This is a genomic window from Enterobacter mori (assembly GCF_025244905.1).
Taxonomy (GTDB): Bacteria; Pseudomonadota; Gammaproteobacteria; order Enterobacterales; family Enterobacteriaceae; genus Enterobacter; species Enterobacter mori_A.
This window is the reverse complement of sequence record NZ_CP104285.1, coordinates 4,215,613-4,231,743: the sequence shown is the minus strand read 5'-3', so window position 1 is coordinate 4,231,743 and position 16,131 is coordinate 4,215,613. Positions and strand designations below refer to the sequence as shown.

General features: G+C 58.0%; 9 protein-coding genes. 2 read left to right on the top strand and 7 right to left on the bottom strand.

Going from position 1 to position 16,131, the window contains the following annotated elements; translation table 11 throughout:
• Nucleotides 1-6: 6 nt before the first annotated feature.
• On the bottom strand, nt 7-4,467 hold the full coding sequence (gltB, locus tag N2K86_RS19960) for a glutamate synthase large subunit (RefSeq protein WP_260659733.1): 4,461 nt from the start codon (nt 4,465-4,467) through the stop codon (nt 7-9).
• Nucleotides 4,468-5,153: 686 nt separating this feature from the next.
• On the opposite strand from gltB, the gene N2K86_RS19955 reads away from it, so the two are divergent.
• Complete coding sequence (locus N2K86_RS19955) at nt 5,154-6,095, top strand: TIGR01212 family radical SAM protein (protein WP_260659732.1); 942 nt, start codon at nt 5,154-5,156, stop codon at nt 6,093-6,095.
• On the opposite strand, the gene N2K86_RS19950 is transcribed toward N2K86_RS19955, so the two are convergent.
• Nucleotides 6,075-7,577 (bottom strand): helicase HerA-like C-terminal domain-containing protein, encoded by a 1,503-nt coding sequence (locus N2K86_RS19950; protein WP_260659731.1) that lies wholly within the window; start codon nt 7,575-7,577, stop codon nt 6,075-6,077. The genes N2K86_RS19955 and N2K86_RS19950 overlap by 21 nt on opposite strands.
• A 137-nt stretch (nt 7,578-7,714) precedes the next feature.
• On the opposite strand from N2K86_RS19950, the gene N2K86_RS19945 reads away from it, so the two are divergent.
• Nucleotides 7,715-9,352 carry a dihydroxyacetone kinase subunit DhaK gene (locus tag N2K86_RS19945; protein WP_260659730.1) on the top strand — a complete coding sequence of 546 codons (1,638 nt, stop codon included), beginning with the start codon at nt 7,715-7,717 and terminating at the stop codon, nt 9,350-9,352.
• Between the two features lie 87 nt (nt 9,353-9,439).
• On the opposite strand, the gene ahr is transcribed toward N2K86_RS19945, so the two are convergent.
• The 5 genes from ahr to pepA all read right to left on the bottom strand — a co-directional run bounded on the left by ahr (nt 9,440) and on the right by pepA (nt 16,098).
• Nucleotides 9,440-10,459, bottom strand: coding sequence for an NADPH-dependent aldehyde reductase Ahr (ahr, locus tag N2K86_RS19940; protein WP_260659729.1), 1,020 nt, complete (start codon nt 10,457-10,459; stop codon nt 9,440-9,442).
• Between the two features lie 83 nt (nt 10,460-10,542).
• Nucleotides 10,543-11,046, bottom strand: a complete 504-nt coding sequence (locus tag N2K86_RS19935; protein WP_010436090.1) for a GNAT family N-acetyltransferase — start codon at nt 11,044-11,046, stop codon at nt 10,543-10,545.
• Nucleotides 11,047-11,169: 123 nt separating this feature from the next.
• Nucleotides 11,170-14,025: a valine--tRNA ligase gene (locus N2K86_RS19930; protein WP_260659728.1), complete on the bottom strand. Its 2,856-nt coding sequence runs from the start codon at nt 14,023-14,025 to the stop codon at nt 11,170-11,172.
• Nucleotides 14,025-14,468, bottom strand: a complete 444-nt coding sequence (gene holC, locus N2K86_RS19925; protein WP_221551114.1) for a DNA polymerase III subunit chi — start codon at nt 14,466-14,468, stop codon at nt 14,025-14,027. Before holC ends, N2K86_RS19930 begins: the two co-directional genes overlap by 1 nt.
• Before the next feature lie 118 nt (nt 14,469-14,586).
• Nucleotides 14,587-16,098 (bottom strand): leucyl aminopeptidase, encoded by a 1,512-nt coding sequence (gene pepA, locus N2K86_RS19920; RefSeq protein WP_010436084.1) that lies wholly within the window; start codon nt 16,096-16,098, stop codon nt 14,587-14,589.
• Between the last annotated feature and the right edge of the window lie 33 nt (nt 16,099-16,131).

Genomic DNA, 16,131 nt, shown 5'->3' with positions numbered 1-16,131 from the left:
AATTCCTTACTGCGCCTGCACGCGCAGCTCTGCTGCGCTACGACTACGGTGACCCAACAGGGCTTTAACATCGCTGGACTTCGGCTTAACCAGCGCGAATTTCGCAGAGAACGCCGGCCAGTTCGCCAGGATCTCTTCGCCGCGCGAAGAACCGGTATGCTGCACGTGTTCGGTAATTAAACCGCGCAGGTGCTCTTCGTGAATGGCCAGCGTATCAACGCCCAGCACTTCCACCAGCTCCGGGTTCACGCGTTTGCGGAACTCACCGTCTTCATCCAGAACGTAGGCAAAACCGCCCGTCATGCCTGCACCGAAGTTCACGCCGGTTTTACCCAGAACGCAAACAATCCCGCCCGTCATGTACTCACAGCCGTTATCGCCAATGCCTTCCACCACGGTGATCGCACCGGAGTTACGCACCGCAAAACGCTCGCCCGCACGGCCCGCTGCGAACAGACGACCGCCGGTCGCGCCGTACAGACAGGTGTTGCCGATGATGCTGGCTTCATGGCTGCGGAAGGCGGAACCAACCGGTGGACGTACCGCCAGCAGACCGCCCGCCATGCCTTTACCCACGTAGTCGTTGGCATCGCCGGTGAGATATAGCTCAACGCCGCCCGCGTTCCACACGCCAAAGCTCTGACCCGCGGTACCGCTGAAGTGTGCGGTAATCGGATCGGCCGCCAGCCCCTGGTCACCGTGCGTCTGCGCGATGTAACCGGAGAGGGATGCGCCCACGGAACGGTCGGTGTTGCGGATATCAAACCAGAACGTTTTGCTCTGCTTGTCGTCCACGTACGGTTTCGCCTGCTGCAGCAGCTGCGCGTTCAGCACGCCGTTATCGAACGGCGGGTTCTTCTCGGTACAGAACACCGCTTTGCCTGGGTGCGGCTGGGCGGTTTCCAGCAGCTTGCTCAGCTCCAGCTTCTGCTGCTTAGCGGTGAAGCCTTCCAGCTCTTTCAGCAGGTCGGTACGGCCAATCAGGTCCACCAGACGCTTCACGCCCAGCTGCGCCATCAGCTCGCGGGTTTCGCGGGCGATGAAGTCAAAGTAGTTGGTCACTTTGAACGGCAGGCCGTGATAGTGGTTCTTACGCAGCTTCTCGTCCTGGGTAGCCACGCCGGTTGCACAGTTGTTCAGGTGGCAAATACGCAGGTATTTACAGCCCAGAGCAACCATCGGGCCGGTGCCGAAGCCGAAGCTTTCCGCGCCGAGGATCGCCGCTTTGATGATGTCGAGACCGGTTTTCAGGCCGCCGTCCACCTGCAGGCGGATCTTGTGGCGCAGGCCGTTAGCCACCAGCGCCTGCTGGGTTTCCACCAGACCCAGCTCCCACGGACAGCCCGCATATTTCACGGAGGAGAGCGGGCTTGCGCCGGTACCACCGTCGTAACCGGCGATGGTGATCAGGTCCGCATAGGCTTTCGCCACGCCGGTGGCGATGGTGCCGACGCCCGGTTCGGAAACCAGCTTCACGGAGATCATCGCCTTCGGGTTGACCTGCTTCAGGTCGAAAATCAGCTGCGCTAAGTCCTCGATAGAGTAGATATCGTGGTGCGGCGGTGGGGAGATCAGCGTCACGCCCGGTACGGAATAGCGCAATTTGGCGATGTACGGGGTGACTTTATCCCCCGGCAGCTGACCGCCTTCGCCCGGTTTAGCACCCTGAGCGACTTTAATCTGAATCACGTCGGCGTTGACCAGGTACGCAGGCGTTACGCCAAAGCGACCGGATGCCACCTGCTTGATACGGGACACCTTGTTGGTGCCGTAACGGGCCGGATCTTCACCGCCTTCGCCGGAGTTGGAGTTGCCGCCGATGCTGTTCATGGCTTCCGCCAGCGCTTCGTGGGCTTCCGGGCTCAGCGCGCCGATGGACATTGCCGCGGTATCGAAACGTTTGAACAGCTCAGACGCCGGTTCTACGTCGTCAATGCTGACCGCTTCATCACCCGGATTCAGGGCAATGAGGTCGCGCAGCGTCGCCGCCGGACGGTTGTTTACCAGCTCAGCGTACTGCTGATAATCACTGTATTCGCCGCTCTGAACCGCCTGCTGCAGCGTGCGCACCACGTCCGGGTTGTAGGCGTGGTATTCGCCACCGTGAACGTATTTCAGCAAACCGCCCTGATCCAGCGGTTTACGTGCCAGCCAGGCGCGTTTTGACAGATTCACCAGATCCTGCTGGAAATCAGCAAAACCAGCGCCGCCGATACGGCTGATCACGCCCTGGAAGCAGAGATTTGCGACATCGTCATGCAGGCCGACCGCTTCAAACAGCTTCGAACAGCGGTAAGAGGCGATAGTCGAGATGCCCATTTTGGACATGATCTTGTAGAGGCCTTTGTTGATGCCGTTGCGGTAGTTCAGCATTACCGCGCGGTAATCTTTGTCGATAGCGCGGGTATCCACCAGACGGGCCAGCGTTTCGTAGGCCAGATACGGGTAGATCGCCGTCGCGCCAAAGCCTAACAGCACGGCAAAGTGGTGCGGGTCGCGGCTGCTTGCGGTTTCAACAATGATGTTGGCGTCGCAGCGCAGGCTCTTATCGACCAGACGCGTCTGGATAGCACCCACCGCCATTGGCGCAGGTACCGGCAGACGGTTTTTCGCGATATTGCGGTCAGACAGCACCAGCAGAACGGTACCGTTACGCACCATCTGTTCAGCTTTATCACACAGCGCATTCACCGTCTCTTCGAGGGTCGCTTCGGTTACGTCGAACGTAATATCGAGCGTGTCGGCGCGATAGTGATCCTCTTTCAGCGTAGTGAGCTGTTTGAAATCGGAGTACAGCAGGATCGGCGATTTAAAGGTCAGACGGTGCGCCTGGCCTTCTGCTTCGCAGAATACGTTCATCTCGCGGCCGATGCTGGTGGCCAGCGACATTACGTGCGCTTCACGCAGCGGGTCGATCGGCGGGTTGGTGACCTGCGCGAACTGCTGACGGAAGTAGTCATAAATAATGCGCGGCTGGCTGGAGAGCACGGCAAACGGGGTATCGTCACCCATGGAGCCGACCGCTTCCTGACCGTTTTCACCGAGTACGCGGATGACGGAGTCCAGCTCTTCCGCGCTGTAGTTAAACTGCTTCTGGAAGCTTGCGAGGGTATCGTCGTCCAGCTCGCGGCTGCCCACTTCTTCGTCCGGTAGATCTTCGAACGGCACGAGGCGACGGACGTTCTTCTCCATCCACTCTTTGTACGGATGGCGGCTTTTCAGATCGTTGTCGGTTTCGGCGGAGTGCAAAATGCGCCCACCGCGGGTGTCGATAACCATCAGCTCGCCCGGACCGACGCGGCCTTTCTCAACCACTTCGTCAGGCTGATAATCCCAGATACCGACCTCAGAGGCGCAGGTGATGAGCTTGTCTTTGGTGATAACGTAGCGCGCCGGACGCAGACCGTTACGGTCCAGGTTACAGGCGGCAAAACGGCCGTCGGACATCACGATGCCCGCCGGGCCGTCCCACGGCTCCATGTGCATGGAGTTAAAGTCGAAGAACGCGCGCAGCTCGGGGTCCATATCCGGGTTGTTCTGCCAGGCCGGTGGCACAAGCAGACGCATGGCGCGCACGATGTCCATCCCGCCTGCCAGCAGCAGTTCCAGCATGTTATCCATTGAGCTGGAGTCAGAGCCGGTTTCGTTCACGAACGGCGCGGCATCGTGCAGGTCAGGGATCAGTGGCGTCTGGAACTTATAGGTACGGGCGCGGGCCCACTGGCGGTTACCGGTGATGGTGTTGATCTCGCCGTTGTGCGCCAGGTAGCGGAACGGCTGAGCCAGCGGCCAGCGTGGAACGGTATTGGTGGAGAAGCGCTGGTGGAACAGGCAAATGGCCGATTCCAGACGCAGGTCCGCCAGGTCCAGGTAGAAGCGCGGCAGGTCAGCCGGCATACACAGACCTTTATAGATGTTCACCAGGTTGGAGAGGCTACAGACGTAGAACTCTTTATCGTCCTGGAGACGTTTTTCAATGCGACGGCGGGCGATAAACAGACGGCGTTCCATATCACGCGGACGCCAGCCCGCAGGCGCATTAACGAAAATCTGTTCAATACGAGGCAGCGAGGAGAGGGCGATTTCACCGAGCACCCCTTCGTTGGTTGGCACATTGCGCCAGCCGACAATCGACAGGGTTTCACGCTGAAGTTCTTCTTCAACGATGCGGCGTGAGGCGGCTGCTTTTTCAGGATCCTGATTCAGGAACAGCATGCCGACAGCGTAGTTTTTGGCTAAACGCCAGCCGCGCTCTTCCGCCACGATGCGGAAGAAACGATCCGGTTTTTGCAGCAGCAGGCCGCAACCGTCGCCGGTTTTACCATCGGCAAGGATGGCGCCACGGTGCTGCATACGGGCCAGTGCGTGAATAGCAGTACGCACTACCTTGTGGCTAGGTTCGCCTTCTATGTGGGCGATCAGGCCGAAACCACAGTTATCCTTCTCAAGGGATTTATCGTACAACATATCAGTGAACCTCCCCAGGCTCGTCGGGCTTCCCACTGAACTTTACCGTGGCGCACAGGCACAGAAAGAGCATGGCGACGGGGTTTGCGTTTCATACGCGGACCTCGCATTCGCCCTCTTTTCATCCTTTCGCGCAGGTAAACAAGTTTGAGGACTTGCTTCAGAGGGAATCTCAATTACTGCATAAATATGATGAGCAGGCCGCTCATCCAGAAAGCTTCCAGCGGATTTCCAACTTATCGGGAATTAGTACACAGGTCAAATGGCAATCTTATTTATACAAAAATGTGCTAAAGAGGGTTTATCTTGTTGTAATAAAAGGGTATTTAACTATTTTTACATTGATTGCATGCCCTGGCAGGACGCAGCGGAGTGTGATCTGACTCACTATATGAAAGCGGTATTATCAATGTAGCGTGCTGAATAGCAGTTTTATAGCAGAATAATAATCTGGCATTGACTGCAAACCCGCATAAACCCACTGTTTTTCAGTGGTGGCGCTATAAATGAAAAAAACAATCAGAACATAAGGAAAAGTAATCACAACTGGCGTGAATGAAATTGCAGTAATCTTGAGTATTTATTCATATAGATAAAAGCCGTCCAGGACGATTGATCCAGGTCATCGCCGACATAGGCTAAAAGTGGCAGGCTTGTCCCCTTTCTCCGGGACGGTCTACCAGATTATGCAGTTACAGAAATTAGTCAATATGTTTGGTGGGGATCTTTTGCAGCGGTACGGGCAAAAGGTTCATAAGCTGACGCTGCACGGCGGGTTTAGCTGCCCGAATCGCGATGGCACCATCGGGCGCGGCGGCTGCACCTTCTGTAACGTTGCGTCCTTTGCTGACGAAACCCAGCAGCATCACTCTATCGCTGAACAGCTCGCCCATCAGGCCAGCCTGGTGAACCGCGCGAAACAGTATCTGGCCTATTTCCAGGCCTACACCAGCACGTGGGCAGAGGTGCAGGTGCTGCGCTCTATGTATCAGCAGGCCGTCAGCCAGGCTAACATCGTTGGGCTGTGCGTGGGGACGCGCCCGGACTGCGTGCCGGACGCGGTGCTGGACCTGCTCAGCGAGTACAAAGAACAAGGCTACGAGATCTGGCTGGAGCTGGGCTTGCAAACCGCGCACGACAAAACCCTGCACCGTATTAACCGTGGCCATGATTTCGCCTGCTACCAGCGCACCACGCGCCTGGCCCGTGAGCGCGGGCTGAAGGTCTGTTCGCACCTGATTGTTGGGTTACCCGGCGAAGGTCAACAGCATGGCCTTGAAACGCTGGAAAAGGTGGTTGAGACCGGCGTGGACGGCATAAAGCTGCATCCGCTGCATATCGTTACGGGAAGCATTATGGCGAAAGCCTGGGAAGCAGGGCGGTTAAGCAGTATTGAACTCGACGACTATACGGTGACGGCAGGGGAGATGATTCGCCACACGCCGCCGGAAATTGTCTACCACCGCATCTCCGCCAGCGCCCGCCGTCCAACGCTTCTGGCACCGCTATGGTGTGAGAACCGCTGGACGGGGATGGTGGAAATCGACCGCTATCTGCAGGAGAACGGCGTACAGGGGTCGGCGCTTGGCCGACCGTGGATCCCCCGTCTACCGGCGACGGCCGCCTAACAGGCTTCCCAGCATGCCGCGCACTATCTGATTGGTGACCTGTCGCGCGGCGCTTTTCGCCATGGTTTGTACCACGCCGTCGCGCTTGCCGCCGCGCGGCCCGGTGCTGCCGAACAGGATGTCTTTGAGCCCGCCGAGAATACCGTCATCCACGGCGACAGACTGCCCTTTAGCGGCAGGCGCATCCTGCGATTCCGTTGTCGCCTGTACCCCTTTTTGCAGCATCTCGAACGCGGACTCGCGATCCACCTCGTCTTCGTACTTCCCGTAAACCGGAGAGTGGTTAATCAGGCCGTTGCGTTCATCGTCGGTAACCGGCCCCATGCGCGAGCAGGGCGCGATCACCATAGCGCGTTCCACCACGGACGGGCTGCCCTTCGCATCCAGGAACGAGACCAGCGCTTCACCGGTGCCTAACGCCTGAATCGCCGCTTCGGTATCAAAGGCCGGATTGGCGCGCATGGTTTGCGCGGCGGCTTTTACTGCTTTCTGATCTTTTGGCGTAAAGGCGCGCAGGGCGTGCTGCACGCGGTTACCCAACTGACCGAGCACGTTATCCGGGATATCCGACGGGTTTTGCGACACAAACCAGACGCCAACGCCTTTGGAGCGGATCAGGCGAATGACCTGTTCAATCTTATCCAGCAGCACCTGCGGCGCGTCGTTAAACAGCAGGTGCGCTTCGTCAAAGAAGAAGACCAGCTTCGGTTTTTCCAGATCGCCCGCTTCGGGTAACTGCTCGTACAGTTCGGAGAGCATCCACAGCAGGCTGGCGGCGTAGAGCTTTGGCATCTGGTAGAGCTTCTCTGAGCTCAGAATGTTAATGATGCCTTTGCCGTTGCTGTCGGTGCGCATCCAGTCTTTGATATCCAGCATCGGCTCGCCGAAGAAGTGCTCGGCACCCTGTTGCTCCAGGGTCAGCAACCCACGCTGAATGGCGCCCACCGACGCGCTGCTGATATTGCCGTACTGGTTCTGGAAGGATTTGGCGTTATCGCCGATGTACTGGGTAATGGCGCGCAGATCTTTAAAATCAAGCAGCAGTAGCCCCTGGTCATCGGCAATGCGGAAGATAATGTTCAGCACGCCGGACTGTACATCGTTGAGGTTAAGCAGACGGGCCAGCAGCAGCGGGCCGAGATCGGAGACGGTGGCACGCACCGGGTGGCCTTTCTCACCAAAGATATCCCACACCACCACAGGATTGTTATGCGGCGTCCAGTCCGTGATGCCAATATTCTTTAGCCGTTCGAGCAGTTTTTCAGAGGCTGTCCCTTCCTGAGCCACACCGGTTAAATCGCCTTTCACGTCAGCCATAAAGACCGGTACGCCAATCTCCGAAAGCGACTCCGCCAGCTTTTGCAGGGTGACGGTTTTCCCCGTCCCGGTCGCCCCGGTGATCAGACCGTGGCGGTTCGTCATCGCGGGCAGTAAATACAGCTCTTTTTCCAGCGTCCGGGCAATTAACAATGGTGTACTCATGATGCGCTTCCTCTCTTTGTCCTGGGTGGAGTATAGGCAACCTGGCCGCAATTTGGTTGAGTAAATTCCTGACTTTGCGGCGCATTATCCAGCGCGGACTATGCTTTTGCATACGGTTCACAACATTTTGGAAAGCTATGTCCAGATTCTTCTTTAACGATCGTAAACAGCTGGTCAATGACGCCATCGAAGGTATTCTCATTTCTGCTCCGCACGGAAACCTCGTCAAGCTTGATGTTGATCCCGCTATTCGTATTGTGGCGCGCGGTGACTGGGATAAAAGCCGCGTGGCGGTGATCTCCGGTGGGGGTTCCGGCCACGAACCGGCGCACGCCGGGTTTGTTGGAAAAGGGATGCTCACGGCGGCGGTATGCGGCGATCTGTTTGCCTCGCCGAGCGTGGATGCGGTGTTGAATGCGATTGTGGCGGTCACGGGCGATCGCGGCTGCCTGCTGATCGTCAAAAACTACACCGGTGATCGCCTGAACTTTGGCCTGGCGGCAGAAAAGGCCAAGCGCTACGGCCTGAAGGTGGAGATGGTGATTGTGGCGGACGATATCGCGCTGCCGGACAACAAGCAGCCGCGCGGTATAGCAGGTACGGCGCTGGTGCATAAGGTTGCGGGCTATGCGGCGGAGCACGGGAAATCGTTGAGTGAGGTGCGGGATATTGCGCAACAGGCCTGCGACAACCTCTGGAGCCTGGGCGTTGCGATGCAAACGTGCAACCTACCGGGCAGCGACGAGGAAGAAGGGCGCATTAAGCAAGGCCATGTCGAGCTGGGCCTCGGAATTCACGGTGAGCCGGGAGCGTCCGTGGTGGATACGCAAAACAGCAAAGCGATTATCGACACGCTGGTGACACCGCTCAAAGCGCAGGCGGGCGAAGGACGCTTTGCAGTGCTGATTAACAACCTCGGCGGCGTCTCGGCGCTCGAAATGGCGTTGCTGACCAAAGAGCTGGCGCATTCGGCGCTGAAAGAGAACATTGCGTATCTGATTGGTCCGGCACCGCTGGTGAGCGCGCTGGACATGAAAGGCTTTTCTCTGACGCTGCTGAAGCTCAACGATTTTTTCGAAAAGGCGATTCACGCCGAGGTCGAGACGCTGGGCTGGCAGAAGCCCGTGCCGTTCGCACCTTTACGTACCGTGGCGCATAGCGCCATCCACGATCGCGTGGAATACACCCCGTCGGAAAACCCGCGGGTGGGTGCGTATATCTCCTCGGTAACCGGGACACTGATCGAGCTTGAAAATCGCCTGAACGCGCTGGATGCGAAAGTGGGCGACGGTGATACGGGCTCCACCTTTGCGCAAGGCGCGCGGGATGTTGCGCAGCGTCTGGAGGAGCACAAACTTCCGCTGAACGACGTGTCGACGCTGCTGCTGCTGGTGGGCGAGCGGCTGGCGACGGTGATGGGTGGATCGAGCGGCGTGTTAATGTCGATCTTCTTCACGGCGGCCGGACAAAAGCTTCATGATGGACAGCCGCTACCGGAGGCATTGCTCAGCGGGCTGGCGCAGATGAAGCAGTACGGTGGGGCAGATCTTGGCGATCGCACGCTGATCGACGCGCTGCAGCCAGCGCTGGAGGCGTTGCAGAAAGGCGATATCGAAGCAGCGGCGAAGGCCGCACAGCAGGGGGCTGAAGCGACTGCGAAGATGATGAAAGCGGGCGCGGGGCGCTCGTCGTATGTGAATAAAGAGAATCTGGACGGCGTAATGGATCCGGGGGCGGTCGCGGTGGCAGAGGTGTTTAAAACACTGGTGCAGTAGTTAAAATCGCCCGGTGGCGCTGCGCTTACCGGGCCTACAGGATCGAGTAGGCCGGGTAAGGCGAAGCGGCCACCCGGCACTGTCACATCAAAAATCCGCTTTCAACACCACGCGGTAGCGGGCTTTGCCGTCGCGCACGTGCTGGATCGCTTCGTTGATTTTCGACATCGGATACAGCTCGGTTGTCGGCGCCACTTTGGTGCGTCCGGCAAACTTCATCAGCTTGCGCAACTCAAACGGCGTACCGGTCGCGGAGCCTGACACGCTGCGATCCCCACCGATCAGGGTAAACGCCGGAACCGGCAGCGGCTTCATCACCGCTCCCACGGTGTGGAAGTTCCCGCCGTAGGCCAGCGCTTCAAAGTACGGCTGCCAGTCGAGATCGACGTTCACGGTGTTGATGATCAGATCAAACTGACCCGCCAGCGCGTTCAGCGCTTGCGGATCGCGGCTGTTCACCACTTTATCCGCACCCATCGCCAGCACTTCTTTCTCTTTCGCCGGGTTAGAACTGAATGCCGTCACTTCGCAGCCCATCGCATGCAGCAGTTTGATGGCGATATGGCCCAGACCACCAATACCGATCACGCCCACACGACTGGTAGCGGTGATATGATGCATCAGCAGCGGTTTGAAAACGGTGATACCGCCACACAGCAGCGGACCGGCGGATTCGATATCAATGCTGTCCGGCAGCGGGATGACCCATTGCCAGTCGGCGCGCAGCTTGTCGGCGAAACCGCCTTTGTTAAGAATGGTTGGCGTTGCGCCTTCGAGGCAGTTGATCTGGTTGCCGCTGATACAGGCATCGCAGTGACCGCAGCTACGTGCCGTCCAGCCAATGCCTACGCGCTGGCCCACTTTCAGCCCTTTGTCCTGTGCGGCGCTACCGAGCGCCACGACGCGGCCAATGACTTCGTGCCCGGCAACCAGCGGATAGCTCGAGAAGCCCCATTCGTTGTCGATCATCGAGAGATCCGAGTGGCAGATCCCGCAGTAATCAACCTGTACTTCGACGTCTTCTGCTTTTAGTTCGCCCGCATCGTACTCGTACAGCTCAAGTTCTGCACCCGCCTGCGGTGCGGCGTAGCTTTTTATCTTTGACATCGTGTTTCCCCCGTTATGGTGTGAACTGAGAGTGTAGAGCATTCAGTTTACAGCCGCTTAACAGAAGAGGGCAGGAACGAAAATTACAGACTTTTCAGCATTCTGACTTCGCAATCAACGTGGCCGGTACAGCCCAGCGGTGCATCGATATGCTCAAAGCCGAGATGCTCATACAGACCGATGGCCTCTTTGAGGAAGGCGGTGGTTTCGAGGTAACAGCGTTTGAAACCTTGGGTGCGCGCGTGTTCCAGGGCGACCAGCGCCAGCTTTTTCGCCAGACCCTGTCCGCGAACCGACGGCAGAAAATACATTTTCTGCAGCTCACAAATATCCGGCTCGCTGCAGCTCAGTGGTGCTACGCCGCCGCCGCCCACGACCTTGCCATTCTGCTCGATAACCCAGTAGGCATGGCCGGGCTGGTTGTACAGATGGAAAAGCTCATCGAGATTAGGATCGGCCACGGTGTAGCCTTTATCGGCTGTCAGGCCATATTCGGCGGAAACCGTGCGGATAACAGCGGCAATTGCCGGGTTGTCCTGCTCAGTGATTCGACGCATTGTCGTCGCGACGGGGGTAATCACGCTCATAGCATTACTCATGACAAAAATTGACACACAACTGCTGTTAATAGCACCGCAGAAAGGGGAGTGCAAGCGAGGAGTTTTCAGGAAGGTTACCCCTTACGCCCTGAAGCGTAAGGGGTAAAAGCATTACAGGGCGGCAATAACCGCCTGCTGCTCAATCAGTTTGGTCTTCGCATCGGCGAAAGCAACCAGACGTTCACGCTCTTTGGCGATGACCGCTTCCGGCGCGCGGGCCACAAAGCCTTCGTTCGCCAGTTTGCTTTCGATTTTGCCAATTTCCACGTCGACTTTCGCCACTTCTTTCGCCAGACGCGCCAGCTCGGCGTCTTTGTCGATCAGGCCTGCCATTGGGATCAGCAGCTCGGCACCGTCGATGATTTTGGTCACGGAAACCGGGCCTTTTTCATCAGCAGGCAGCACGGTGATGCTTTCCAGACGCGCCATGGTCTTGAGGAAGGTGTTGTTCTCGCTGACGCGACGCACAGCAGCCTCGCTGCAACCGCGCAGCAGTAGCTCCAGCGGTTTGCCTGGGGCAATGTTCATTTCAGCACGGATGTTACGTACCGCAACGATCGCCTGTTTCAGCCACTCGGTGTCCGCGGACGCCGCTTCATCAACCTTCGCCGCATCGAATTCCGGGAACGGCTGCAGCATGATGGTGTCAGCGTTGATGCCTGCAATCACCTTCACGCGCTGCCAGATGGTTTCGGTGATAAATGGAATGACCGGATGCGCCAGGCGCAGCAGACCTTCCAGAACGGTAATCAGCGTGTTGCGCGTGCCGCGCAGCTCCGCCTCAGAACCGCCGTTCATCACCGGCTTCGCCAGCTCCAGATACCAGTCACAGAACTGGTTCCAGGTGAATTCGTACAGAATGCCCGCCGCGATATCGAAGCGGTAGCTGTCCAGCGCGTCGCGGAACGCTTTCACCGTCTGGTTGAATTCCGCCAGGATCCAGCGGTCCGCCAGCGACAGGGTCATCTCGCCGCCGTTGAAGCCGCAGTCCTGATCTTCGGTGTTCATCAACACGAAGCGGCTGGCGTTCCACAGCTTGTTACAGAAGTTACGGTAACCTTCCAGACGCTTCATGTCCCAGTTGATGTCACGGCCGGTAGAGGCCAGCGCCGCCAGGGTGAAGCGCAGGGCGTCGGTACCGTGAGACTCGATCCCGTTCGGGAACTGCTTCTCGGTGCGCTTGCGGATTTTCTCCGCCAGCTGCGGCTGCATCATGTTGCCGGTACGTTTTTCCAGCAGATCTTCCAGAGAGATACCGTCAACCATGTCCAGCGGGTCGATAACGTTGCCCTTGGACTTGGACATCTTCTGGCCTTCGTCGTCGCGGATCAGACCGGTCATGTAGACGGTATGGAACGGAACCTGCGGCTTGCCGTCTTCATCTTTGATGAAGTGCATGGTCATCATGATCATGCGGGCGATCCAGAAGAAGATAATGTCGAAACCGGACACCATCACGCTGGTTGGGTGGAACTGACGCAGCGCGTCGGTGTTTTCTGGCCAGCCGAGCGTGGAGAAGGTCCACAGTGCGGAGGAGAACCAGGTGTCCAGCACGTCTTCGTCCTGACGCAGGGCAACGTCAGCGCTCAGGTTGTTTTCCTGACGCACTTCGTCTTCGGTGCGGCCAACGTAGACATTGCCGTCGTTGTCGTACCATGCCGGAATACGGTGACCCCACCACAGCTGACGTGAGATACACCAGTCCTGAATATCGCGCATCCAGGAGAAGTACATGTTTTCGTATTGCTTCGGCACGAACTGGATGCTGCCGTTCTCAACTGCTTCCACAGCCGGTTTCGCCAGCACGTCGGCACGGACGTACCACTGGTCGGTCAGCATGGGTTCGATAACCACGCCGCCACGGTCGCCGTACGGCACGGTCAGGTCGTGAGGCTTGATCTCTTCCAGCAGGCCGAGCGCGTCGACGGCAGCAACGATGGCTTTACGCGCGGCAAAGCGCTCCAGCTTCTGGAATTCAGCCGGGATGTCGCTGGAGTAAACGTCAGACTCTTCGCCTTTGGTGTCGTAAACTTCTGCGCTTTCACGGATATCGCCGTCGAAGGTCAGAATGTTGATCATCGGCAGGGCGTGACGACGGCCGACTTCGTAGTCGTTGAAGTCGTGCGCCGGGGTGATTTTTACGCAGCCGGTGCCTTTTTCCATGTCGGCGTGTTCGTCGCCCACAATCGGAATACGGCGGTTTACCAGCGGCAGCACCACGAATTTGCCGATCAGATCTTTATAACGCGGATCTTCCGGGTTAACGGCTACGCCGGTATCGCCCAGCAGGGTTTCCGGACGAGTCGTTGCGACCACCAGGTAATCTTTACCGTCGGCTGTTTTCGCGCCGTCGGCCAGCGGATAGCGGATGTGCCACATGGAGCCTTTAGACTCGCGGTTTTCCACTTCCAGGTCAGAGATGGCGGTGCGCAGTTTCGGATCCCAGTTTACCAGGCGCTTGCCGCGGTAAATCAGGTCTTCTTTATACAGGCGCACGAAGACTTCTTTCACGGCGTTGGAAAGGCCTTCGTCCATGGTGAAGCGCTCACGCTCCCAGTCCACGGAGTTGCCGAGACGGCGCATCTGACGGGTAATGGTACCGCCGGATTCTGCCTTCCACTGCCAGATTTTGTCGATGAACGCCTCGCGACCGTAGTCGTGGCGGGTTTTACCTTCTTCAGCGGCAATTTTACGCTCAACCACCATCTGGGTCGCGATACCCGCGTGGTCAGTCCCCGCCTGCCACAGGGTGTTTTTACCCTGCATGCGCTGATAGCGGATCATGGTGTCCATGATGGTCTGCTGGAAAGCATGCCCCATATGCAAACTGCCGGTGACGTTCGGCGGCGGGATCATGATGCAGAAGGACTCTTTGCTTTCGTCGCCGTTAGGCTTGAAATAGCCCTGCTGTTCCCAGTGCTCGTAAAGCGGCTGTTCGATATCGCGTGGGTTATATGTCTTTTCCATTATTTCCAGGTTGCCGTATTCAGGTTAAAACCAGCCAGGCGGTACGCTTTATAGCGTTCGCGCGCCAGTTGTTTCAAAGATTCTTCGTAAGGGACAAAGTCTACCACTTCTGTGAAAGCGGTGGCAAAATCTGCAAAGTCTACCCGCAGGCTAATGAGAATATCGCGCGCGCTGCTGTTGCGCTTCTGCGGCCAGGCAATTTCGACCGGCGCGCCACCGCGCGGTCCTTCGCCCGACAGGTTATGCGGCACAAAACTCTCCGGCGGGCGGGCCCACAGCGCTTCATCAAGGCGAATCGCCTGCTGCTCATCTTCACAGGCAATCAACACGCGTTTACCTGCGCGCCAACGTTCTGCGGCAATTTCACACACCAGTTGTTCGACGGCGCTGAGGCCATCCTGATGGGTGTCGTTGTCCAGAAGGTAGAACGTTGCATTCTTCATATATGGGGCTTCTTGTCGTGGATTTAAATGCAAAGCCGGGTGGCGCTTCGCTTACCCAGCCTACGGTTGAGTGACGTTGTAGGCCGGGTAAGGCGAAGCCGCCACCCGGCGTTTTTCATCACTCGTCGCCGTTAAAACCCGCACGATTAAGCAGGAACTGCGACAGCAGCGCGACCGGACGACCGGTTGCGCCTTTGGCTTTACCGGAGCGCCATGCGGTGCCCGCGATATCCAGGTGCGCCCAGTTGTACTTGCGGGTGAAGCGTGCCAGGAAGCAGCCCGCTGTGATCGCACCGCCAGGACGACCGCCGATGTTCGCCATATCCGCAAAGTTGGACTCCAGCTGCTCCTGGAACTCATCGCCCAGCGGCAGACGCCACGCGCGGTCACCGGCCTGTTCGGACGCGCCGATAAGCTCGTGTGCCAGCGGGTTGTGGTTCGACATCAGGCCGGTGATGTGGTGGCCTAGCGCAATCACGCAGGCGCCGGTCAGCGTTGCCACGTCGATTACCGCTTCAGGTTCGAAGCGCTCAACGTAGGTCAGCACGTCGCACAGCACCAGACGGCCTTCGGCGTCGGTATTCAGCACTTCAACAGTCTGTCCGGACATGGTGGTCAGCACGTCACCCGGACGGTAAGCGCGACCGCCAGGCATGTTTTCACAGCCCGCCAGCACGCCGATGACGTTAATCGGCAGCTGAAGTTCTGCGACCATGCGCATCACGCCGTATACCGCCGCCGCACCGCACATGTCGTACTTCATCTCGTCCATGCCTTCAGCTGGCTTGATGGAGATACCGCCGGAGTCGAAGGTCAGGCCTTTACCGACCAGCACGATCGGGCGCGCGTCTTCGGACGGGTTACCCTTGTACTCAATCACCGACATCAGGGATTCGTTCTGCGAGCCGTTGCCGACCGCCAGGTAAGAGTGCATCCCCAGCTCTTTCATCTGCTGTTCGCCGATGACGCGAGTGATAACATTCTTGCTGTAGGAATCCGCCAGCTGACGCGCCTGAGAGGCCAGGTATGCGGCGTTACAGATGTTTGGCGGCATGTTGCCGAGATCTTTAGCGGCTTTAATACCGGCGGCAATCGCCAGACCGTGCTGAATGGCGCGCTCGCCGCTGGTCAGCTCGCGGCGGGTGGGCACGTTAAAGACCATTTTACGCAGCGGGCGACGCGGCTCGCTTTTGTTGGTCTTGAGCTGGTCGAAGCTGTACAGGCTCTCTTTTGCGGTTTCGACAGCCTGACGCACTTTCCAGTAGGTGTTACGGCCTTTGACGTGCAGTTCAGTCAGGAAGCAGACGGCTTCCATCGAGCCGGTATCATTCAGGGTATTAATCGTTTTCTGAATCACCTGCTTATACTGACGCTCATCCAGCTCACGCTCTTTGCCGCAGCCAATCAGCAGAATGCGTTCGGACAGGACGTTCGGAACATGGTGCAGTAACAGCGTCTGCCCAGGTTTACCTTCCAGTTCGCCACGGCGCAGCAGGGCGCTGATGTAGCCGTCACTGATTTTATCGAGTTGTTCGGCGATCGGGGAGAGTCGGCGCGGTTCAAACACGCCCACAACGATGCAGGCACTCCGCTGTTTCTCCGGGCTACCGCTTTTTACACTGAACTCCATGCACTACGCTCCTGAATCTTAAAGACAACGGCG